This is a genomic window from Pseudomonas bubulae (genome assembly GCF_037023725.1).
Lineage (GTDB): Bacteria > Pseudomonadota > Gammaproteobacteria > Pseudomonadales > Pseudomonadaceae > Aquipseudomonas > Aquipseudomonas bubulae.
Genome location: NZ_CP146077.1, coordinates 3,199,992 through 3,220,416 on the forward strand (window position 1 = coordinate 3,199,992; position 20,425 = coordinate 3,220,416).

Annotated in this window: 20 protein-coding genes; all 20 read right to left on the bottom strand. The window is 58.3% G+C overall.

Features of this window, described 5'->3' with window-relative positions; translation table 11 throughout:
• Positions 1 to 24: 24 nt before the first annotated feature.
• On the bottom strand, positions 25 to 1,314 hold the full coding sequence (locus V6L81_RS14580; protein WP_095019208.1) for a transporter: 1,290 nt from the start codon (positions 1,312 to 1,314) through the stop codon (positions 25 to 27).
• A gap of 46 nt (positions 1,315 to 1,360) precedes the next feature.
• Positions 1,361 to 2,098 (bottom strand): hypothetical protein, encoded by a 738-nt coding sequence (locus tag V6L81_RS14585; protein ID WP_301448526.1) that lies wholly within the window; start codon positions 2,096 to 2,098, stop codon positions 1,361 to 1,363.
• A 46-nt stretch (positions 2,099 to 2,144) separates the two neighbouring features.
• Complete coding sequence (locus V6L81_RS14590) at positions 2,145 to 2,825, bottom strand: C39 family peptidase (protein ID WP_095000286.1); 681 nt, start codon at positions 2,823 to 2,825, stop codon at positions 2,145 to 2,147.
• Between the two features lie 62 nt (positions 2,826 to 2,887).
• Entirely contained in the window at positions 2,888 to 3,688 is an 801-nt protein-coding gene (locus tag V6L81_RS14595) for a hypothetical protein (protein WP_095000285.1), read from the bottom strand.
• A gap of 70 nt (positions 3,689 to 3,758) precedes the next feature.
• A complete protein-coding gene (locus V6L81_RS14600) occupies positions 3,759 to 4,334 on the bottom strand; it encodes an adhesin (protein ID WP_301448525.1) in 576 nt (191 codons plus the stop codon).
• Position 4,335: 1 nt separating this feature from the next.
• Entirely contained in the window at positions 4,336 to 4,776 is a 441-nt protein-coding gene (locus V6L81_RS14605; protein ID WP_338660085.1) for a hypothetical protein, read from the bottom strand.
• A 362-nt stretch (positions 4,777 to 5,138) separates the two neighbouring features.
• A complete protein-coding gene (locus V6L81_RS14610) occupies positions 5,139 to 5,693 on the bottom strand; it encodes an AAA family ATPase (protein WP_095019956.1) in 555 nt (184 codons plus the stop codon).
• Positions 5,690 to 6,253 (bottom strand): nicotinamide riboside transporter PnuC, encoded by a 564-nt coding sequence (gene pnuC / locus V6L81_RS14615; RefSeq protein ID WP_095019203.1) that lies wholly within the window; start codon positions 6,251 to 6,253, stop codon positions 5,690 to 5,692. The genes V6L81_RS14610 and pnuC overlap by 4 nt, the downstream gene beginning before the upstream one ends.
• A gap of 109 nt (positions 6,254 to 6,362) precedes the next feature.
• Positions 6,363 to 7,970, bottom strand: coding sequence for a glycosyltransferase family 39 protein (locus V6L81_RS14620; RefSeq protein WP_095019955.1), 1,608 nt, complete (start codon positions 7,968 to 7,970; stop codon positions 6,363 to 6,365).
• A gap of 75 nt (positions 7,971 to 8,045) precedes the next feature.
• The gene (locus tag V6L81_RS14625; RefSeq protein ID WP_338660086.1) at positions 8,046 to 9,404 is read right to left on the bottom strand and encodes a UDP-glucose/GDP-mannose dehydrogenase family protein; all 1,359 of its coding nucleotides are present in this window, start codon (positions 9,402 to 9,404) and stop codon (positions 8,046 to 8,048) included.
• Positions 9,401 to 9,802 carry a 4-amino-4-deoxy-L-arabinose-phosphoundecaprenol flippase subunit ArnF gene (arnF, locus tag V6L81_RS14630; RefSeq protein ID WP_095000279.1) on the bottom strand — a complete coding sequence of 134 codons (402 nt, stop codon included), beginning with the start codon at positions 9,800 to 9,802 and terminating at the stop codon, positions 9,401 to 9,403. Before arnF ends, V6L81_RS14625 begins: the two co-directional genes overlap by 4 nt.
• Positions 9,799 to 10,143, bottom strand: a complete 345-nt coding sequence (arnE, locus tag V6L81_RS14635) for a 4-amino-4-deoxy-L-arabinose-phosphoundecaprenol flippase subunit ArnE (protein WP_095000278.1) — start codon at positions 10,141 to 10,143, stop codon at positions 9,799 to 9,801. Before arnE ends, arnF begins: the two co-directional genes overlap by 4 nt.
• Positions 10,140 to 11,789 (bottom strand): lipid IV(A) 4-amino-4-deoxy-L-arabinosyltransferase, encoded by a 1,650-nt coding sequence (gene arnT / locus V6L81_RS14640; RefSeq protein ID WP_095019953.1) that lies wholly within the window; start codon positions 11,787 to 11,789, stop codon positions 10,140 to 10,142. The genes arnE and arnT overlap by 4 nt, the downstream gene beginning before the upstream one ends.
• On the bottom strand, positions 11,786 to 12,670 hold the full coding sequence (gene arnD, locus V6L81_RS14645) for a 4-deoxy-4-formamido-L-arabinose-phosphoundecaprenol deformylase (protein ID WP_095019952.1): 885 nt from the start codon (positions 12,668 to 12,670) through the stop codon (positions 11,786 to 11,788). Before arnD ends, arnT begins: the two co-directional genes overlap by 4 nt.
• The gene (gene arnA / locus V6L81_RS14650) at positions 12,670 to 14,661 is read right to left on the bottom strand and encodes a bifunctional UDP-4-amino-4-deoxy-L-arabinose formyltransferase/UDP-glucuronic acid oxidase ArnA (protein WP_338660087.1); all 1,992 of its coding nucleotides are present in this window, start codon (positions 14,659 to 14,661) and stop codon (positions 12,670 to 12,672) included. Before arnA ends, arnD begins: the two co-directional genes overlap by 1 nt.
• On the bottom strand, positions 14,658 to 15,671 hold the full coding sequence (gene arnC / locus V6L81_RS14655) for an undecaprenyl-phosphate 4-deoxy-4-formamido-L-arabinose transferase (RefSeq protein WP_095000274.1): 1,014 nt from the start codon (positions 15,669 to 15,671) through the stop codon (positions 14,658 to 14,660). The genes arnA and arnC overlap by 4 nt, the downstream gene beginning before the upstream one ends.
• Before the next feature lie 478 nt (positions 15,672 to 16,149).
• Positions 16,150 to 16,974 carry an iron uptake system protein EfeO gene (gene efeO / locus V6L81_RS14660; RefSeq protein WP_095038819.1) on the bottom strand — a complete coding sequence of 275 codons (825 nt, stop codon included), beginning with the start codon at positions 16,972 to 16,974 and terminating at the stop codon, positions 16,150 to 16,152.
• Positions 16,975 to 16,999: 25 nt separating this feature from the next.
• Positions 17,000 to 18,310: an iron uptake transporter deferrochelatase/peroxidase subunit gene (gene efeB, locus V6L81_RS14665; protein ID WP_095026274.1), complete on the bottom strand. Its 1,311-nt coding sequence runs from the start codon at positions 18,308 to 18,310 to the stop codon at positions 17,000 to 17,002.
• A 17-nt stretch (positions 18,311 to 18,327) separates the two neighbouring features.
• Entirely contained in the window at positions 18,328 to 19,521 is a 1,194-nt protein-coding gene (efeO, locus tag V6L81_RS14670) for an iron uptake system protein EfeO (RefSeq protein WP_338660088.1), read from the bottom strand.
• A gap of 8 nt (positions 19,522 to 19,529) precedes the next feature.
• Positions 19,530 to 20,372, bottom strand: a complete 843-nt coding sequence (efeU, locus tag V6L81_RS14675) for an iron uptake transporter permease EfeU (protein ID WP_338660089.1) — start codon at positions 20,370 to 20,372, stop codon at positions 19,530 to 19,532.
• Positions 20,373 to 20,425: the final 53 nt, after the last annotated feature.

Genomic DNA, 20,425 nt, shown 5'->3' on the forward strand with positions numbered 1-20,425 from the left:
CAAGCGCGGAGGGCCTTTTGCTGTTTAGAAGTAGTAAGGGAATTTCAGGCTGAAGGTGAAGTCTGGCGCATCGTCGGTCAAGCCTATGGACAGGTTGGGCACGATGGTCAGGTTATCGGTCGCTGCTACGGTCATGCCGATATTGAAGTAACCGGCGTTGGCATCACTGGTGGTAACAGTTTGCCAGTCACCGCCATCCTGCTTGAGTTTGCTCTTTTTCTGAATCAGGTCGGACACGGAAAACGACATACTCATTTTTTCGTTGAGGGCAAAAGCAACCCCTGCGCCAATCTGGAAGCTGTCACCCAGTTTGACCTTGCCAGGCTGCTTCAGGTTTTGCGTGGAACTGATGTCGTCAAATGACTCTTCAAGGTTATGGGTATACGAGAGAGAGCCGAACAGCACAGCTGGGTCGAAGGTCTTGACCAGGGAAATGGCAGGGCTGATCGACCACACACCATTGCCGGTGGGCAGGTCTTCAGGGACAAACAAGTTGGTGTTTTCAGAGGCTTTGACCAGTTTGATGCCAAACGGGTCCTTGCCGGTGGGGGCCTTGACCCGCACGCTGAAGACCGCATCCGGGGTATTGACCGACTCGTCGAGGAACTTGTACGCGACTCCGAAGTTGACGTCGCCAATGGTCGGGTCGCGGGTAACCGTTTGCTCTGAAGTGGCTTGCGCATCACCGCCGTTGGCCCCGCCGGACTGGTAAGTACTCTCGCGGTAAATCACCGGAACGTTAACGTCAAACTGCCAGCGGTTATCCAGGTTATAGCGTCCGGTGAGGTCAAGGGTCCAGTTGTCGGCCTTGATCCGGTCGAGGTTGAGGTTGCCCAGGAAAATTGAATCCAGGGCCAGAAAACCATTGAGAATCAGCTGGCGTGTGTCATAACGCGAATAGGTAATACCCGTTTCGAGGCTGAACTTGCCGCCGCCGAAAAAGCCGCTGGCTTCATCGTAGAGGTTGACCACACTCTGGGCGGGGGCGGAGTCATCCTTGAGCGCGGCGCCATAAGAGCTGCCTTGTGCAGCGGTACTGGTGCCACTGGCAGCCGTAACGTTCTGGTTGCCCTTCATGTCGGCCGGTGATTTGGCCAGGCGCCTGGGTTGCGGCGTCGCAGGCTGATCCTCAACTTCACGCACCCGTTGCTCAAGCACTGCCAGGGCTTTTTGCTGTTGATCGTAACGTTGGCGAAGCTCCATAAGTTCTTGTTTTAGTAGCGCTAGATCGGCATCAGCCGCTGCATATAACAGGGGTGACGGGAATATAGTGCTCATACATACAACTGCGCGAAAGGTTATCGATCGATGCATGAAATAAGCCGTCCAGATAAGCCAAGTTGTAGAGCCTGAGCCTAGTTCAATAACCCATATTGCGAAGGCCTTTTAATTGATTGAGGTTGCAATCGAGCGCGCCGGGGCTGGGCAGGTTGTTACCCAGTACCACGTTAAGTTGTGCCATGTTATTGACCCTATTACCGCCGCCCAGCAAAGTAGTGCTTTGCAATACGCCACCCTGGGCGATTTGCTGCAGTGAGTTGCCTTGATTGTTGTTGGCCTGGATGGCCAGCTGAACGCCCCCAGCCGTGGCCGAGACGGTCACATTGCCGGCACCAGCAGCCTGGGTGATGGACGTATGGGTCGTGAGTAAAACCCCTTGCTGGTTGACCACGGGGGCCTGGTCGGCCTCGCTGACATTGATGTCGACGTTGTTATAGGCGCTGTTGTTGTCACCCGCAGCCCGAACGCTCTGGGTGACGCCCTGGGCTGTGGTCAGGCCCGCACCACCGGTAACCGAACCAGTGCCGTTTGAGCCAGGGGCACCGTTACCGGCAGAACTGTAAGTGGACACGTAAAACTTGGGTTCAATGGTGTTTTGCACATACATGGAAGTACTGGCGCCGACTACGCCACCATTGCTGCTGGTCCAGGTACTGTTCATCACGATGCCGAAACTGATGATCCGCCCGGGCATCACATAGCGGCCGCGCAACTCGGCCATTTCAGTGTCTTTCAATTCAACCGGTTTAAAGGACGCCGCCTGGGCGTGCAGGCTGGTCGCAAGGCATGCGGCAATCAGCCAAATGGAAGTTTTCATGTACGGCTCCTGGAGCGTCGGGCCCCGTAGTCATGATTGACGCACCTTAAAAAAAGTCGCTTTGGATAAAACCGAAGTCCATGAGTTCTGCGTCTTTGACCGGGTTAAACCCGTCGAGCTGGTTTTTTGCGGTCAGCGGGGCAGGCGGGGTCAATAACGCATTGGTCTTGTCGTAACCGGGGCCGATGATGGCAAACACAATGCCATTCCAGCCTTTGAGGAAATCTGCGTGGGAGTAGCGCTTGTGCCCCAGGACAGGGTCGCCGATATACACCCAGTCTTTTTGCGCGCGTTGCAGTACCACAAAGTGCTTGTAGCCACGGATATCCAGTAGCACCACAACGGGTATGTTCACGCTTTCAAGGCTCTGCGCCGGAATTCGGTAACCCCGGGCGCGCATGCCGATGCTCTCAACGTAGCGCTTCATGTCGAGCATTGAGAAGCCCTGGGTGCGAACCAGATCCTGATCAGCGTTTTGCAGCATCCCCTTGATGATCTGGTCTTCGTTGACGTCCAGCCAATAGGCCTGACGCAGCACGGTGGCGAGCGCCGCAGCGCCGCAACTGAAATCGGTTTTTTGTTCAACGATATCCGCAAAGCGCCTTTCACGAATGCTCTGCACCTGCTTGAACACCAGGTTGCCGCCAGGCAGGGCAGCGATTGGCATCTGTGCGGCATGGGCCATTGCGCTCAGGCCGAGGAAGAGGGTGAGGGCGACAATACGCATGATTGATACGCCTGAATAAGGAAAAAGGGTCTCATAAACGAGACCCTTCTTTAGCGTCGCGACTACATGCAGACCTTGCAGCCGGCAGCGATGGACAGCGAGTTGCTTTGTTGGTTGCCGGTACCTGCCGCAATATTGGCACCGCCATTACCCGAGTAGCCATTGAACGAATGGTCCATGGTGGCGTTGTTGACGACAGGGGTTTTGTTGTTCCAGCCCGACCCTTGATTCCAGGTATTCACATTGCTCAGGTAAGACGCACCGGCTTCGTTGATCACCGACAGGTTGTTCGAGGTTTGCGAGGCGGTTGCCCCGGCGCTGGCGATACGACCATTGGATACGGCGATGGCCAGGTTGTTTTTCTGTTGGTTGAACTCGCCCGAAGCAACGTTTATGCCGACGTTACCCGAACTGCCATTGGCCGAGCTTTTGATCGAAGCGTTGTTTTGTGCGCCATAGTTGTGCGAGTTGTTGTGGCTGTTGGTCTGGGTGGCGCTGGTCAGGGACGCAGCGGTACCAAACACAAAGCTCTCGTCTGAAGTGGCGATCGCTACGGCGTTGTCTTGCTGGTTGCCGGAGCCGGAAGCGGCGTTCGCGCCCATGTTGCCTTCAGACCCTTTGATCGAGTCCTTGATGGTTGCATTGTTTTCGACCGCCTTGTTGGTCACTTTGTTGTTATGACTGTTTTGCACGTCAATCACGACTGCAGCAGCGGCGGCATTAGGGTCAAGGGTGTATGCAGGCGGTGTCGATGGAGGCGGCGGATTGTTGTTGCCGTTGCCGTTACCGTTGGCTTGAGCAGATACGGCCACCAGTGTTGCCAGAGCGAAAGCCAGTGGCTTCAGAGCGATTGACGGTTTCATGGTGTTTCTCCGTGCATCATTAGTTGGGTTAAGTGTTGGCACTTTCCAATTGCACTGCGTTGTTGCCGGGTCAGTCAGCAACCCGGATATTCAGGGTGTTAGCCATGCGGTTCCCCACCCCTGCACTCTGGTTCAACTGCACCACCCCTCGGCTGCCGGTGAAGGCCTGATCGCTGGTAACGATCTGGCGACTGCCGCTGGCGGGGGATGCGGTACCCGAGTCTGGAAGCAGCGCCACGTTCTGCTGGGACAAGGCGCTGTCGTCGATACCTTGCGGCTGGGCACTGATGCTGACCCGCACGGCATTGACCATCTGGTTATTGGCTCCGGCTGACTGGTTGATACCGATCACGCCGCTGCCATTACTGAAGGAATTGCCACCGATAGTTGCCCGGGCATTGAGCGAGGTGTCGGCGGGGGTATTGAGTTTCTGGGTCACTGCAGTCATAGCGCGTGCCTCGGTGCCGATGGCAATTGCACGGATATTGACTTGCTGTTGCTGATCGCCAGAGGCCTGGTTAAGCGAGACATTGCCATGGTAGTTGGCCCCCGAATCCTTGATCGTGGCGTTGTTATCGGAAGCCGCCACAGCGAAGGAGGTGACCAGCAGCGCGGCAATCAGTGCAGGCAGGCGGCAGGCAATCATGTTATTTCCCCTGGCCCAGGGCAGAGAGCGGGCGCATCCCTTGGCTAATGCTGTTGCCAATCGTGCTGGAAATGCTGTTTGCGCTGCCGCCAGCATGACCATTGCTTATGCCTGGCAGGCCGTTGCTGGTGGTGAGGCCGGGCAGTGTGTTACCACTGGGCATAATGGATCGGGTGATCGCAGCTCCGCTGCTGACGCTGGCAAAATCACCATCGCTCAGTTCACGGGTTGCACCCATGACTTGAACCAAGGGGCTGGCATTGACGGTTAGCGGGTCAGGATCGGGATGCATGGGCGGATTGCCCACCGCATGGGGTTGCACGGTACGGGTAAGCACTATCTCGCCATTACTGGCGCCATGAACAACGGCGCACCAGCCCAGCAAGGCGCTCAGGCTGCAAGCCATCAGCAGGTGACCATTACCACAACATGCGTGCCCCATGACTGTGCTCCCTTATCGACGCTAGCCCTGGCAAGCGTGATAGGAAGAGAGCATGAGCTGTGCCATTTCCAATTTAATGTTTGAAAACAACAGCACACAGCACGATGACTGTTCCGGGCGAGATCAGGTGTAACGAACATGAGATGTCAGTGTGCAGCCCCGGCCCTTGTACAATAAGGGCCGGGCTGGACATTACGTGGGGCAGGGGGGTGTCTCGTTAGCCTTACAATTGCGCAAAGTCGTGCCTCAAACCAATGTTTTAGAGGCTTCACGAAATTTTCATGTAACAGCAACGGACATTGGCAAGAAGCTGAAAGCATTAAGTAACTCGCTTGCCAGTTGTTTGTTGTAAACAACCTAACTTATGGACTAATACTGTCTGAGCAAGTTTCCCGACTACCCATTAATTGTTCGACTGCGGCGCAGGCATGCTGTTGCCGGGCCTGCCAGTCGCCGGTTATCACTTGTACGGTTTGTTGATGATCGGTGAGCCAGTCAAGACTGGCCGCAAAAAACGCCTGGCGTTCCGCCAGTGAGGGTTGGCAGCGTTGACCGTCAGCGGTCCACTCCACATCGTCGGGGGACAGCAGCAAATGCAGGTCGTAGTGGCGCTTGAGCAGTTCAGTTTCAAGCCACTGGGGGCAGTCACCAAACAGGGTCTGGCTCCAGAGGATATTGCTGAGTAAATGGGTATCCAGAATCAGCAGCGCGGGTTGTTGGGCGCGCGCTTCGTCTTCCCAGCGAAGCTGCCCGAGAGCGATGTCCGGAATATCGGCCAGGCAGGTCTCGCGAGGGTTTTGCTCGATAAAGTAGCGCACATACTCGCCCACCATCGTGCCGCCAAAGCGCTGCTGCAATAACGCAGCGAGCCAGCTCTTGCCACTCGACTCCGGCCCCGCCAGAACGACCACCTTCATGTGCGCAGCGCCGGGTCGCGGCGCCAGTCACGCCAGCCTTGAATGGCTATCAGGGTAAACAACGCGTACAGGCCGGCGGTGAAGTACAGGTCCTGCCAGGCAAAAAAGCCGATATAAAGCACATCGATGACACACCACAATGCCCAACACTGCAGGCGTTTTTGCGCCATCCATAATTGGGCAACCAGACTGAAGGCTGTCAGCGTGGCATCTGACCAGGGGAAAGTGGAATCGGTCCAATGGGCCATTGAGGCGCCGAGAGCGACGCTGCCGATGGCGCCTGCAATCACCCCGCCGAGCACTTGCAATGGGCTTAACCGGCTGACGACACGGCCTTCATGCTGTGCCCCTGCGCGTGTCCACTGCCACCAGCCATAGACTTGCAACAGGGCAAAAAATACCTGCAAGAGCATGCCTGAATACAGTTTGATCTCGAAGAAGATCCAGCTGTAGAGCAGCACCATCACCAGACCGATGGGCCAGCACCAGGGGTTCTGTTTGACTGTCAACCAGACAGCAATGACGCCGAGTGCGGCGGCAAACAGTTCAAGCCCTGACATTGGGATTCCTTGGGGAGAGAGAAGGGCGGGGATTGTACCTGCAGGCGCACTGTTTGTGCTCTGGCGTTTTGCCGTAGTTGTGGGAGCGGGCTTGCCCGCTCCCACAGGATCAAGGCCGATGCAGCAACACATAGTCGTTCTTGTCGAAACGACCGCTCAGCGTCGGGGCAATATTACCCAGGTCACTGCCTTGCAAGGCCTCATAGTCCTTGCGATCCATGATGATCCAGGCCGGAGCCGGCAATGCTGCCAGTTCAGCGGATGACTGGGTGAACAGCGGTAGCAGATCACGATCCACGTTAACCATGAACTTGATCGCCTTGGCGTCCTTGCCCATGCCATGCAGTACTACTGGGGCCGGAGCCTGGTCGATCAGTTGCATGGCCTTGAGGGTAAAGGTACGCGTATCGTAAAGGCTGCGCTCTGCAGGTTCGAAGACCATGATGTAGCTGCTCCACATCGCCAGCACCGCACAGGTTGCCAGCCCCGCAACACGCCATTGGGCTTTGAACAGTACGCCAACGGCCAGAACCTGAAGCACGGCCAGGGCCACGAATATGACGGTCAAGGGTGGCAACTCTTCACCAAAACGCTTGCGTACAACCAGCAGACCGATAATCAGTAAACCCGGCAGCAGCAGGAACAACCCCTGAATCAAGCCGCGCAGGCCAGCAAAGACCCGCCCGTGCATGACCTGGAACGGGTAGGCCGCAATAATCGCGGCCATCGGTAACATGGGCAGCAGGTAACGGGCCTTTTTGGCCTGGGGAATCGACAGGCCGATCATCACGATCAGGGCTGCACCAACGCAGTACTTGACCAGTTGCAAGGCTGGCCCCGACGGCTTGCGCCCGGTAATCAGGATCGCCAGCAGCACCAAAACGGCCAGCGGATAAGCCAGCGCGTAATTGCCCATGGAACTGGTGAAGTAATACAGCACGCCGCTGGCGCCTTCGGTTCCATCCATGCGTCCTGTCACTTGCATGCGGATGACTTCATGTACAAAAGCCTCACCGCCACTGATCCAGGCCAGCATCAATAACGTGCCAATACACAGGATCAGCAAGACCAGCGCTTGCAGGCCAAAGCTGATCAGGCGCCGCCACTGGCCATTAAGCAGGTAATAGCTGCACAGGATACCGCTGGGAATGACCAGGCCGATCGGCCCGCGCACGGCAAAACCCAGTACCAGCAGGGCCAACAGCCAGAAATGACGGCGTGGTGCCGCAAAGTGATCGTGGGCGTAAGCCAGGTAGAAGGCACTGAAACTGAGCGCTGCCAGCATCTGGTCAAGCGATACCGCACGTGTTTCGGTGATAAAAGTCATGCTCAGCAACAGCAGTGCCACGCTGACCAGCGCCCAGGTGCGCGATTGCGCCGCTACCAGGCGATACATCAAGGTCACAGTGCTTGCACTGGCAATGGCCGTAGGTAGCCAAGCTGTCAGGCTGGTGACTTTGCCAAAGGGCAGGGACAGCAGCCAGGTAAGCAGGGTCGAGGTTGCGCTGTAGTCCGCGTAAGGCTGGCCGTAGGTGGTCGGGAAAAAACCGGGGCCGTGACGCAGCATTTCATTGGCGAACATGACAAAGCGCGAATCAAAGCCAATCGCGGCCTCTTGATGGTTGCCCAGGATAAACAGCAGCAAGGCGAGCGCGCCCAGAATCAGCGATTGCCTGCGCAAGGTGAGCAGGGCGGGGGAGGTGAAATCGGCACGCATGTCGAGTTTCCTTGTCTCATCGGGACGCACAAAAAAAACGCCGCCATTGTTGCCAATGGCGGCGCTGCTGAATCATCAAAGGGTTGTTGACCCGACCGGCAAGTTGCACGACTCGCCACGCCCCATCGGGAAGTACTGCAAGCCGGCCTTGGCCAGGCGCTCACCGTCATACAGGTTGCGCCCGTCAAAAATCACCGGCGCGCTCAGGCGTTGCTTGATCAGGTCGAAGTCCGGCGCCTTGAATTGCTGCCACTCGGTGCAGACGATCAATGCGTCGGCGCCATTAAGGGTAGATTCCGGTGTGCCCATCAGGCTCAGGCGCGGTTCATCGCCGTAAAGGCGCTGGGTTTCCTGCATGGCTTCGGGGTCGAAAGCGCGCACATTGGCACCCGCAGCCCACAGGGCCTCCATCAATACGCGGCTGGGTGCGTCGCGCATGTCATCGGTATTGGGTTTGAATGCCAGGCCCCACAACGCAAAGGTCTTGCCTTGAAGGTTGCCCTTGAAAAACGCGTTGATGCGTTCGAACAGCTTGTGCTTCTGCCGCTCGTTGATCGCTTCGACCGCTTGCAGCAGATCGCTGGAGCAATTGACCTGCTGGGCACTGTGGATCAGCGCGCGCATGTCTTTGGGGAAGCACGAACCGCCATAGCCGCAGCCAGGGTAGATGAAGTGATAGCCAATGCGCTGGTCGGCGCCAATGCCCAGGCGCACGGCTTCGATGTCGGCCCCAAGGTGCTCGGCCAGTTCGGCGATCTGGTTGATAAAGCTGATCTTGGTCGCCAGCATGCAGTTGGCGGCGTACTTGGTCAGCTCGGCGCTGCGCAGGTCCATGAAAATGATCCGGTCATGGTTGCGGTTGAACGGCGCGTACAGGTCGCGCATGACTTCACGCACTTCTTCACGGGCACAGCCAATGATGATGCGGTCCGGGCGGCGGCAATCAGTGACGGCCGAGCCTTCCTTGAGGAATTCCGGGTTGGACACCACGTCAAATTGCAGCGAGCGTCCGGCCTGCTCCAGGGCCTTGTTGATATGTACGGTCAGGGCATCACCGGTACCCACGGGGACTGTGGATTTTTCCACCAGGATCAGCGATTCTTTACGATGGCGGGCTACCGCGTCGCCCACTGAAAACACCTGACCCAGATCGGCCGAGCCGTCCTCGCTCGGAGGCGTGCCCACGGCGATAAACAGTACCTCGCCGTGCTCGACAGCGGTTTTTTCATCGCTGGTAAAACGCAGGCGCTTGCTCTCGAGGTTTTCACGCACCAGGGCTGAAAGCCCGGGCTCGAAAATGCTGACGTGACCTTGTTGCAGCGACTCGACCTTTTTCTGGTCAATGTCCATGCAGATGACGTCATGGCCGACTTCCGCCAGAACCGTCGCCTGCACCAGGCCTACATAACCACTACCAAATACACTGATTTTCATGCGCTGTTTCCGGAAGTACGTCGAGAATTGATCACAAGCACCCCAAGAATGACCAGCGTCACACCGAGGGTTTTTGAAAGGGTGAAGCTTTCATGGAAAATCGGCAGGCTGGCAGCCAGCAGGTAGACCAATGCATAGCTGACACTTAGCAGCGAATAGGCGCGGCCCAAGGGCAAATCGCGCAGGGCCAGCAGCCAGCAGAGCATCGACAGTGCATACGCGACAATGGCGGCAACTACCATGGCCAACGCCGGGAGCGAGACACTGCCCTGGCTGAACGCTTCAAGCCATTGGGCGGGCTGCGGCAACCGCGTCATGCTCCAGCGCATGCCCAGTTGGGCGCCGCTGACCAGTAATACACTGCCTGAGGCAAAGGCAAAGCCACGGTACAGGCTCATGCGTGTTGCCCCAGCAAAACCACCCCGGCTATTACCAGGCCAACGCCCAGCCAATGGCGCAGGTCGATGGTTTCTTTAAACAGATAGCGGGCCACCAGGGTGATCAGTACAAAATTTAGGCTGAGCATCGGGTAAGCAACCCCGACCTCGAGCCGTTGCAGCACCAGCAACCACACCAGCAAACCCAGGCCGAGGCATAGCAGTGCCAGCCATAACCAGGGGGAGCGCAGTTTTTGCGCCACCCCGGTGTCAACCCCGCGCCAACCTTCGACCGCGTATTTCTGGGCGATCTGGCCAGCACAGGTCAACAGACAGGCCAACAGCAATAGCGTCAGGGTCATGGAGCAATCTGCGGGTAAATCAGAATCACCATATTGCCTTCGTCATAGCGCTTGGCGTCTTTGGGCAACTCGTCCATTTCATGGCTCTCATCGCTGTCCTTGACGCGCATTACCACACCGACCGGGCCTTTGCGGCGAGCTTCAGCCATCCACGGGCCAACTTCGGTCAGGCTAATGCTTTTACCTTTGGCATCGTCGTAGGTCAGGCCGTACTTGACCTCACCCTGGGTGTTGTAGAGTGTCACGTCAGGTCGGCGCAGACGCCAGGCCAAAGCAGACGCTGCGCCCAGGTCGTTACTCAGAAATGTCTTGGCCCGGGACAGCTCATCCATATGTTCCAGGACAAACTGGTCAGGCATTTTGTTGTGAACCACGCTGCTCGGCATGGCGGCTGGCAGTACCAGTACCAGAACACCCATGGCCAGTGCCGGCGCAGCCCACATTTTCAGAGGTTTGGTCAGTGTCAGCAGGCCGGTAATGATCCACGTCAGCAGCACCACGACCAGCAGGGCCATATGCAGCGGTTCGTTGTCATAGAAGGGCTGTTTGACCTGGAAATACACCAGGGCCAGCAATGCCGCACTGCCGCCGATCAGGTTGACCGCGCCATTGAAGCGCAGGGCGCAGGTTTTGGCCTGTTCAACCCGTTGCATCATTGCGTGGCCCAGCAGCAGTGCCAACGGCAACATGCACGGCATGATGTAGGTTGGCAGTTTGCCCTTGCTCAGGCTGAACAGCCCCAGTGGCAGCAGCAGCCATAGCAGCACGAACACAATGCTTGCATGGCGTTTGTTGCTCCAGGCGTCCTTGAAGGCCACCGGCAACAACGCTGCCCAAGGCAGGCTGGAAACCACTAGCAGCGGCAGGTAGAACCACCATGGGCGACCGTGCTGGGCATCGTCACCGGCAAAACGGCGGATATGCTCGTGCCAGAAGAAGAAGCGCCAGTAGTCAGGCTCCTGGGCGTGTACTGCCAACACCCACGGCAGCGAGACAATGGCCGCCACCAGCATGGCCACCAGGCCGTACTTGACCAGTTCCAGAAAGCGCTTTTGCCAGAGCATGTAGGGCAGAGCGATCAGTACCGGCAGCAGCAGAGCCAGAAAACCCTTGGTCATAAAGCCCATGCCGCAGGCAAAACCCAGTACCGCCCAACTGATCAGGCGATCACGATTGGAGCTGCTGTCGACGGCAAACCACAGCGCCACCAGGCTCAGGTTGACCCACAGGGTAAACTGCGGATCAAGGTTGGAATAACCGGCCTGGCCTGCAATCAGGCCAAAGGTCATGTACACCAGGGCGCAGGCAAAGCTCTTGCGCGGATCGTTCCACAGGCGACGGGCCACGGCATAGGCCAGGAACACGCTCAAACCGGTGGCGATGGCCGAGGCAATGCGCACGCCAAACAGGTTTTCGCCAAAAATGGCCTGGCCGATGGCAATCATCCAGTAGCCGGCAATCGGCTTCTCGAAGTAACGCAAATCCATAAAGTGCGGGGTGACCCAGTTACCGTCGATCAGGATTTGCTGGCCGATCTGCGCGTAGCGCGTTTCGTCCGGGATCCACAAGCCGTGGGTGCCCAATGGCAACAGGTAAAAGGCGATAAAGGCCAGAACCAGCAGCGGTATTGTCCAGCGTGAAGTCATGGCTTCTGCACTCCCAACCAGCCTTCACGGCCTTCCAGCACGCCACGGCTCAATTGCCCGGCGGGCAGGCTCTCGAGGTCGGCGGGCAGCAAGTCCCGCAGGGGTTGGAAATGAATGTCACGGGCACGGGCCTGCGCCAGTAATTGACGGAAGTCATTGGCCATAAGAATCCCTTCTACTTCAGCATGGATGGTGTACGCATTCAGCTTTTGCGGGCTGAAGCGGTCAAGAATGAATGAGTTGAAATCGGCGGCACTGAGCTCGGGCCCGACCACTTCATCGAATGTGGGTAAGTCCACAGGGATTTGCGGCGCCCCCAGCCTGCCGTCGGCCAACCTTGGCCGAAACAGGCTGTGCCCGCGGCAATCACTGTTGTAGCGAAAACCAAAGGTTTCCTTGGCCCGGACCACGCGCTCGTCGGCACGCCAGCCAGCGGCCGCCGAACATTCGACGGCTTGCCCGGTGATGTCGCTCAGGGTGTCGACACCCCGGCGGATCTGCTCGATCAGCTGCGCCTCGCTCCAGCGCGCGGTATTGGCCTGCCAGCCATGGTGATCCCAGGCGTGCAGGCCGACCTCATGCCCGGCGGCAAGGGTCTGGCGCATCAAGTGCCCCAGATCCTTGCCGATCGGTTTGCCGGGCCAAGCGGTGCCAGCCAGCAAAATATCCCAGCCATACAGGCTGGCAGCCTTGGAGCGCATCATTTTCCAGAAGAACCGGGGCTTGATCAGCCGCCATAAATGGCGGCCCATGTTGTCCGGCCCCACGCTGAAAAAAAACGTCGCCTTGATCTGGGCTTCGTCGAGCAGTTCGAGTAGCCGCGGCACCCCCTCACGGGTGCCGCGGTACGTGTCGACATCGATACGCAGTCCAGCTTGCATCAGCGTTTTTCCGCGATTTCTACCATGGCTTCACGCAGGAAGAAGTCCAGGGTCTTGCCAATGGTTTCGCTCAGCTCGGTGGTGGGTGTCCAGTCGATCAGGCGACGGGCGTTTTCCACGCTTGGCTTGCGATGGCTGACGTCCTGGTAACCGGTACCGTAGAAAGACTGGCTTTCAACATCACGGAAACCGGCAAACGGCGGGAAGTTGTCACGCAGCGGATGCGCCTCGAACTGGCGCAGTAACTCTTCGCCCAGTTGACGAATGCTGGCTTCGTTGTCCGGGTTGCCGATGTTGATGATCTGGCCGTCGCACTTGCCATCCTTGTTGTCGATGATGCGCGCCAGAGCTTCGATACCATCGGCCACGTCAGTGAAGCAGCGCTTTTGTTCGCCGCCGTCAACCAGACGGATCGGGGTACCTTCCACCAGGTGCAGGATCAGTTGGGTGATGGCGCGTGAGCTGCCAACCCGTGCCGAGTCCAGGCGGTCAAGGCGTGGGCCCATCCAGTTGAACGGACGGAACAGGGTGAATTTCAGGCCCTTGGTACCGTAAGCCCAGATAACGCGATCCAGCAGTTGCTTGGAGACCGAGTAGATCCAGCGCTGTTTGTTGATCGGGCCAACAATCAGGTTGGAGGTGTCTTCGTCGAAGTTCTTGTCCTGGCACATGCCATACACTTCGGACGTGGACGGGAAAATCACGCGCTTGTTGTACTTGACGCAGTAGCGCACCAGCTTGAGGTTCTCTTCGAAGTCCAGTTCGAAGACGCGCAACGGGTTGCGGGTGTATTCGATTGGCGTTGCGATGGCCACCAGCGGCAGGACCACGTCGCACTTCTTGATGTGGTATTCGATCCATTCAGTGTGGATGCTGATATCGCCTTCCACAAAGTGGAAGTTGGGGTGGCTGCGCAGGCGATCGATAGCATCGGAGCCGATATCGAGGCCGTAGACTTCGTAGCGGTCGTCCTGTAGCAGACGCTCGGACAGGTGGTTGCCGATAAAACCGTTAACCCCAAGGATAAGCACGCGGGTGCGGCGTGCCGGGCGGCCGGACTCAGCACCACGCAGGCGCGAACCTTCGACCAGGCCCAGTTCACGGGCCAGTTGCGGGCCGCTCAGGTACAGACCGTTATCGTTGCGCTGACCGGCAGTGATGACCAGCGAGTCTGTGCCGCAGGCAATACGCAGCGGCTCGCAGCTGATGACCTGGCCAGGTGCATGGCCCTGGTTGCCGGCAACCACTTCGGCGCCCCACACAATCAGCTTGTGCTCACCCACGGCGCAGAAGGCGCCCGGGTAAGGTTGGGTCACGGCACGTACCAGGTTGAACAGTTCTTCAGCCGGGCGGTTCCATTGCAGCAAGCCGTCAGCCGGGGTGCGGCGACCAAAATAAGTGGCTTTGGATTCGTCTTGTGGGGTTTCGGTGAGCTTGCCTTGTGTCAGCAGTGGCAGGGCCTCGGCCAGCAGTTGGGCGGCGGTTTCGCGAAGCTTGGCGTGCAGGGTCAGGGCCGTGTCCGAACGCTCGATGCTGATACGATGCTGGGCCAGGATATCGCCTGCGTCAGCGCGTTTGACCATGCGGTGCAAGGTTACGCCGGTTTCGGTTTCGCCGTTTACCAGTACCCAGTTGGCCGGTGCGCGTCCACGGTAGCGTGGCAGCAGGGAACCATGCAGGTTGAAGGCGCCCTTGCTGACGCTTGCCAGCAACTCTTCGCCCAGCAGGTGGCGATAATAGAACGAGAAGATGTAGTCGGCGTTCAGTTTGCGAATGCGCTCGATCCACAATGGGTGGTTGGCGTCTTCAGGAGCGTGAACCGGAATGCCTTTGCGTGCACACAGCTGGGCAACCGAACCGTAGAAGTTGTTTTCTTTGGGGTCGTCAGCATGGGTGAATACAGCAGCAATTTCGTAGCCTGCATTGAGCAAGGCTTCGATGCCTGTGCAGCCAATATCGTGATAGGCGAAAACAACGGCTTTCAAACTCATGATTGAACCTGTGTCGAAGTAGAGGAAGTCGGGGTGCTGGTTGTAACGGAAGGCGTTGCAGAGTCGGCGCGTACGATTTTTTCAATGAAGAATCGTGGCCGTGCCCTTACATCGCTGTACATGCGGCCCAGGTATTCACCCAGAAGGCCCATGCCGATAAATTGGCCGCCGGTAAACACGAAGAGCACCGCAAACAATACGAAAGTACCGTCGCCGGCCCAGCTTGCACCGAAGATCAGGCGCAACATGATCAGGGCAATGGCGAAGACCGCGCCCAGTGCTGCCATGCTGAAACCGATGATGCTCAGCAGGCGCAGGGGCGTGGTCGTCATGCAGGTGATCAGGTCGAACATCAGGTTGATCAGGCGCATGGCGCTGTACTTGGAATCACCGTGCTCGCGCTCGGCGTGCTCGACCAGTACCTCGGTGGTGTGGCGGGCAAAGCTGTTGGCCAGGATCGGGATAAAGGTGCTGCGTTCGCGGCAGGCGAGCATGGCGTCGACGATGCTGCGACGGTAGGCGCGCAGCATGCAACCATAGTCGCTCATGGCAACCCCGGTGGAGCGTTGTACGGCCAGGTTGATCAGCCGTGAAGGCCAGCGGCGCCAGGCGGAGTCCTGACGGTTGTTGCGTACCGTACCGACCACGTCGTACCCAAGAGCAGCCTGTGCCACCAGGCGCGGAATTTCTTCCGGCGGGTTTTGCAGGTCGGCATCCAGCGTGATCACCACATCGCCCTTGGAGTGCTCAAAGCCGGCCATGATTGCAGCATGCTGGCCGTAGTTGCGATTGAGAATAACCGCAACGACGGGGCTGCCTTCACGTGCGGCAGCGTCTTCGAGAATTTGCGCCGATTTGTCCCGGCTGCCGTCGTCGACCAGTACGATTTCATAGGCCTGGCTCAGTTGTGCGCAGGCGGCTTCTGTGCGACGCAAGAGCTCGGGCAGACTTTCTTCTTCGTTGTAGACCGGAATGACGATCGACACACACTGGATTGGGTAGGGTTTCAAAGTATTCGTTCCAGTCAGTTTCAATGGCACAAGACGACATGTCTTTGTCGACCAAACTCAGGGCGCGTTAAAGATCCGGGCCCTTTACGAGTAAAGCCTGTTTCTAACAAAGGTAAAGTCGTTCTAAAGCGTTATCTACATGATTTTGTTGCAAAGTCTTGGGGCATTGCTTTCGTTGCTGTTGCATACGTTAAACGCGTCCTTGTGAAAAACCTATAAAAGTTGGGTCAACAGTGCATCCTATCTAAACGCTAGACAGGTGCTATTCAGGAAAGTATTTACAGCGCCCAAGCATTGTCTGACTTGACAGTAGTACTTTTCTTAAACAGGAAGATTCTTACATTGATTGAACGATTTTGAACAGTGATTCAGCACAGCTTTTATGACTAATGAGTAACAAGTGCGCAGGCAAAGCCCAGCGCCAACCTGCGGATATGTGACGTGAGTCACATCGGTTGGCGCTGCGAGAAACCTTGAATCAGTTCAAACCCAGCTTGCCGCGCAGGGTCGACAGATCTTCGGCCAGGGTGTTGACTGGCCCGATGAGGGCCTTGCGGTCGTTTTCCCTGACCTTGTCATAGGTCTCAAAGCCGCCGTCAGCAGTTTTGTACTTGGCCAGGATGCTGTTCACCGTGGCGAAGTTCTTGTCGACCTTGGCAGCAAAGGCCTTGTCGCTCTGTTCTATTTGCGCACGGAACAGATCGAAGATCTTTTTCGCGCCGTCCACGTTGCCCTGGAAGTCATACAGGTCGGTGTGGCTATAGCGGTCTTCTTCGCCGGAAATTTTGGTGGCGGCCACTTCTTCCATCAATGCTGCAGCACCGCCGACGACTTTTTCCGGCGGGAAGGTCAGCCCGGCAACGCGGGTCTGCAGGTCCTTGACGTCGTTATTCAGGCCGTCTGCGAGCGTGCCGAGCCCCTGGGTACTGTTCTCGGCAAACAGGCTGTACTCGATGCGGTGAAAACCGGTGAAGTCAGGCGCAGTGACGCCTTTTTCGTGATCATCTACGCGTGAATCGATCGAGGCGTCCAGGTCGCTGAACAGTTCGGCAATCGGCTCAATCGACTCGTAGTAAACGCGGGTCGGGGCGTAGAGTTTTTTGGCCGTGACCAGGTCACCCTTTTTCACGGCATCGGTGAATTTTTGCGTGTTGCTGGCCAGCTCATCCAGCTGCTCGGTGACGTAGATCTTGTAGTCGGACACGGGTTGCACCAAATCCAGTGGCGCGGTTGCAGCGAGCGCCGACAGAGGGGTGTGGAGCAAGCCCAGGGCCAGGAACAGTGCGAGCGGGGTCTTCTTCATGGGACTTTTTCCGGTGGGTTGAGGTTCAGGTGCGTGTAGCAGCATCGAGCAGCGAGCGGCCGATAAAATCCTGTTCGTCGCGCACGCCCGGCAGGGTGAAGAAGTATCCGCCGCCCACAGGCTTGAGGTACTCCTCCAGGGGTTCACCGTTGAGCCGGGTTTGCACGGCGATAAAGCCCTGTTCCAGGTCGCGCTGGTAGCAGATGAACAGCAAGCCCATGTCCAGCTGGCCGTTCTTGTTGACGCCATTGGAGTAGTTGAACGGCCGGCGTAAAATCAGGCTGTTGCGTGTCTGCGCGGTACGCGGATTGGCCAGACGGATGTGGGCGTCAAGTTTGGTGATCTTGCCGTGGGGGTCCTTGCTGTAATCCGGCACATCGGTCTCCCGGGCACCGTCCATGGGCGCGCCGCTGGCCTTGTTGCGGCCGAAAATGCTTTCCTGCTCCTGCAGGGGGGTACGGTCCCAGCGTTCGACGAAATTGCGGATGATGCGCACTGCCTGATAGCTGCCGTTGACCGCCCACTGCGGCTCGCCACTGTCGGGCTGGACCCAGACAATCTGGTTCATCGCTGTGTTGTCGTTGGAGTCGGGGTTGGCCGAGCCATCACGAAAGCCCAGGAAGTTGCGCGCACTTTGCGCCGGCTCGCCGGGCTTGACCGGTGCTTGCGGCGGCACGGTGCCTTCCTGCTTCCAGCGCACCAGCAGCAAGTCGGGCAGGTTTTTCACAATGTCACGCAGGGCGTGGATATTGGTGTCGGCGGTATTGGCGCAAAACTGCAGGCTCAAGTCGCCGTGGCACTGGGCCGGGTCCAGGGCATCGTTGGGGAAGCCCTGCATGCGGCTCAGGTGTTTGGGTTTGATCTTGGCCAGGGCAAAACGCTCATCGAACAGGGATTCGCCCACGGACACGGTAATGGTCAGGTTGTCGGGGCTGACCACCGGGCCGAGAATGCCCGAGTCCACTGGCGGCAGCTTGGGATCGACCTGGGCGACCGGGCCGCCTTTCATCAGGAAGGCGATGCGCTCATTCAGGGTGCGCAGCAGGCGTTCGAGACCTTCGCGGTCCGTGGCCAGTACATCAAAGGCCACCAGCATACCGGCGGCCGGGCGCGGGGTGACAATGCCATTTTGGTGCTGGCCGTGAAAGTCGTGATGATCCTGGGTCTTGTCGCTGCTCGGCGCCTGGGTGACTTGAGCATTGGCCGGGTTGGCGGCGGCCATGGCCGGACAGCTCAGGGCGCCGCCAGCCAGTGCCGCCCCGGCGACCCCCATGCCCATCAGGATGCGCCGGCGTTGCAGGTTGAACTCGTTCGGGGTGTGTGGTGAATCGCTCATGTACGTCTCGTCTGCAATTACAGGCCGCTAAGGCCGAGGGCGGGATCGATTCCATCGAGTGCATCGGCCATAACCTTGGCCTTGTTGCTGATTTGTTGGCGCTGCGGGGCGCTGACGGTGTCGTAGGTGCGGTAGCCCTGCGGGGTTTTCAGGCCATTGAGTTCGGCATCCAGCGCGCTGCTGGCACCGTCTATGGTGTGCAGCAGGTCGGCATTTTTCTTGAGCAGCAAAGGGCGCAGCAGATCAACCACTTTGTGCGCAGCCTCAAGGTTGGCGGCAAAGCCATTGAGGTCAATATGGCTGTAGCGCTCCTCTTCGCCGCTGTTGGCGCGGTTATCCGCCAGGTTGTGCAGGGTGCGGGCGACGATGCTGACCAGTTGTTCGGGGGGCAACGATTGGGCAAGCAACTGTTGCTTGAGCAGCAGGCTATTGGCTTGCAGCTGCTGGACAATCGGCGCCAGGCCTTGAGTGCTGCGCTGGTCAAACAGGCCGTATTCCAGGCGGTGGAAACCGGTAAACCCCGGATCCTGCTCGCGCTTTTCGAAATAGTCGGCGCTAGCATTGATGGCGTTGTCCAGCTCGGCAAGGCGTTGCGCTGCCGGCGCCAGGCGTTGATAGGCCTCGCGTGCGGGGGTGTACAGAGCCTGCGCCTGCTCCAGATCACCGGCGCTAATGGCTTGCGACAGGGCATCGACAGCCCTGGTCAGGGCGCTGCCCTGTTGGCTCAGGTAAACCCGAAACTCTGACAACGGCCCAACAAAGGCCACCATCGTAGGCCTGGCATTGGCGCTGGCTTCGGACGCTGCAGTGGGCGTCACATGCAGGGTGCCGCGGGGGTTGCTGAGCAGACCGCAGGTGATGGCGTAATCGCCGGGAGCGAGTGTCGCGTTGATCACCTGGCTCAGGCCCGGGGCAATGTTTTCCCGCTCTTCGACCACCAGCACGCCGTCGAGAATTTCCCACTCCACCGCGCGCTCGGAGGCATTGATAATGCGAAAGCTGTTGAAGCCGGCCGGTACAGTCAGGGCGTCGGGTTCGCAGCTATGCGGGTGGATGGTCACGGTTATTTCAGTGCCGTGAGCCTTGCGCTTGGCCGCGGCCAGTTGCGAGGCGTAGTAGAACAACCCGCCGGCTGCGATCATCACGATCACCGAGCCGGCCACCGCCCAGCGCAGAGCGCGTGGGGGTGTACCGCTTGCAGGGGTTGGCATGCTTGACCTTATGGGTTTGTTACTGAAGAAGGGTGTGCGGTTTTGGCGGGCGCCGGCGGGTGAAAGAACATCACCAGCGTGACGACCAGATAAATCACATACGCACCGAGCACGCTGACGGTGGGGGCGTCCTGATAGCCGAACATGCCAGCCAGTACGGAGCCTAGCGGGCCATCCATCGGCAAGTGGGCGCTGATATCAAAGACCACGTCTTGCCAGTGGTTCCACAGGCCTGCCTCGTGCAGGGCCTGTACCGAGTTGGCCAGGATGCCCGCAGCGACCACCAGAATAAACAGGCCGGTCCAGCGGAAAAACAGCCCCAGGTTCAGGCGCATGCTGCCGCTGTAAATGGCAAAGCCGACGCCGATGGCCAGCAGCAGGCCGAGCAGGGCGCCCAGGGGTGCGGCGGGGCCTTCGCTTTGCTGGAAGACGGCTAACAGGAAAAATACGGTTTCAAGCCCTTCCCGGGCGACGGCAAAAAAGACCATGGCAATCAGTGCCGTGACTTGATGCCGGGAGCCGGCGAGGGCGTGATCGAGGGAGGTGTGCAGCGAATGCTTGATTGAGCGCGCGACCTTGCGCATCCAGAATACCATTGAGCTGAGAATGCCCACGGCAATGAGGCCGACGATGCCTTCGAACAGTTCTTGCTGTTTTTGCGGGAACTCGGCGCTCATCAACTCCAGCCCGCCGCCCACCAGCAAAGACAGGGCGGCGGCCAGAAACACCCCGACCCATACGGCGGGCATCCACTGCCCGCGGCCTGTTTGCTTGAGATAACTGGCAATGATGCCGACGATAAGTGCGGCCTCAATCCCTTCGCGCAGCATGATCAGAAATGGAACCAGCATGGTGGGCTACCGCGTCGCAAATTAGTTAGGGTGCTAATTTGTAACATACTGAT

Bases quoted from the DNA above. Each gene is read 5' to 3' on its own strand.
- V6L81_RS14625 (WP_338660086.1), bottom strand. From the start codon at position 9,404: ATGAAAATCAGTGTATTTGGTAGTGGTTATGTAGGCCTGGTGCAGGCG.
- efeU (WP_338660089.1), bottom strand. From the start codon at position 20,372: ATGCTGGTTCCATTTCTGATCATGCTGCGCGAAGGGATTGAGGCCGCA.
- arnE (WP_095000278.1), bottom strand. From the start codon at position 10,143: ATGACCCTGACGCTATTGCTGTTGGCCTGTCTGTTGACCTGTGCTGGC.
- efeO (WP_338660088.1), bottom strand. From the start codon at position 19,521: ATGCCAACCCCTGCAAGCGGTACACCCCCACGCGCTCTGCGCTGGGCG.
- arnA (WP_338660087.1), bottom strand. From the start codon at position 14,661: ATGAGTTTGAAAGCCGTTGTTTTCGCCTATCACGATATTGGCTGCACA.
- V6L81_RS14580 (WP_095019208.1), bottom strand. From the start codon at position 1,314: ATGCATCGATCGATAACCTTTCGCGCAGTTGTATGTATGAGCACTATA.
- arnD (WP_095019952.1), bottom strand. From the start codon at position 12,670: ATGCAAGCTGGACTGCGTATCGATGTCGACACGTACCGCGGCACCCGT.
- efeB (WP_095026274.1), bottom strand. From the start codon at position 18,310: ATGAGCGATTCACCACACACCCCGAACGAGTTCAACCTGCAACGCCGG.
- V6L81_RS14590 (WP_095000286.1), bottom strand. From the start codon at position 2,825: ATGCGTATTGTCGCCCTCACCCTCTTCCTCGGCCTGAGCGCAATGGCC.
- V6L81_RS14595 (WP_095000285.1), bottom strand. From the start codon at position 3,688: ATGAAACCGTCAATCGCTCTGAAGCCACTGGCTTTCGCTCTGGCAACA.
- arnF (WP_095000279.1), bottom strand. From the start codon at position 9,802: ATGAGCCTGTACCGTGGCTTTGCCTTTGCCTCAGGCAGTGTATTACTG.
- arnT (WP_095019953.1), bottom strand. From the start codon at position 11,789: ATGACTTCACGCTGGACAATACCGCTGCTGGTTCTGGCCTTTATCGCC.
- pnuC (WP_095019203.1), bottom strand. From the start codon at position 6,253: ATGTCAGGGCTTGAACTGTTTGCCGCCGCACTCGGCGTCATTGCTGTC.
- V6L81_RS14610 (WP_095019956.1), bottom strand. From the start codon at position 5,693: ATGAAGGTGGTCGTTCTGGCGGGGCCGGAGTCGAGTGGCAAGAGCTGG.
- V6L81_RS14620 (WP_095019955.1), bottom strand. From the start codon at position 7,970: ATGCGTGCCGATTTCACCTCCCCCGCCCTGCTCACCTTGCGCAGGCAA.
- V6L81_RS14600 (WP_301448525.1), bottom strand. From the start codon at position 4,334: ATGATTGCCTGCCGCCTGCCTGCACTGATTGCCGCGCTGCTGGTCACC.
- V6L81_RS14605 (WP_338660085.1), bottom strand. From the start codon at position 4,776: ATGGGGCACGCATGTTGTGGTAATGGTCACCTGCTGATGGCTTGCAGC.
- efeO (WP_095038819.1), bottom strand. From the start codon at position 16,974: ATGAAGAAGACCCCGCTCGCACTGTTCCTGGCCCTGGGCTTGCTCCAC.
- V6L81_RS14585 (WP_301448526.1), bottom strand. From the start codon at position 2,098: ATGAAAACTTCCATTTGGCTGATTGCCGCATGCCTTGCGACCAGCCTG.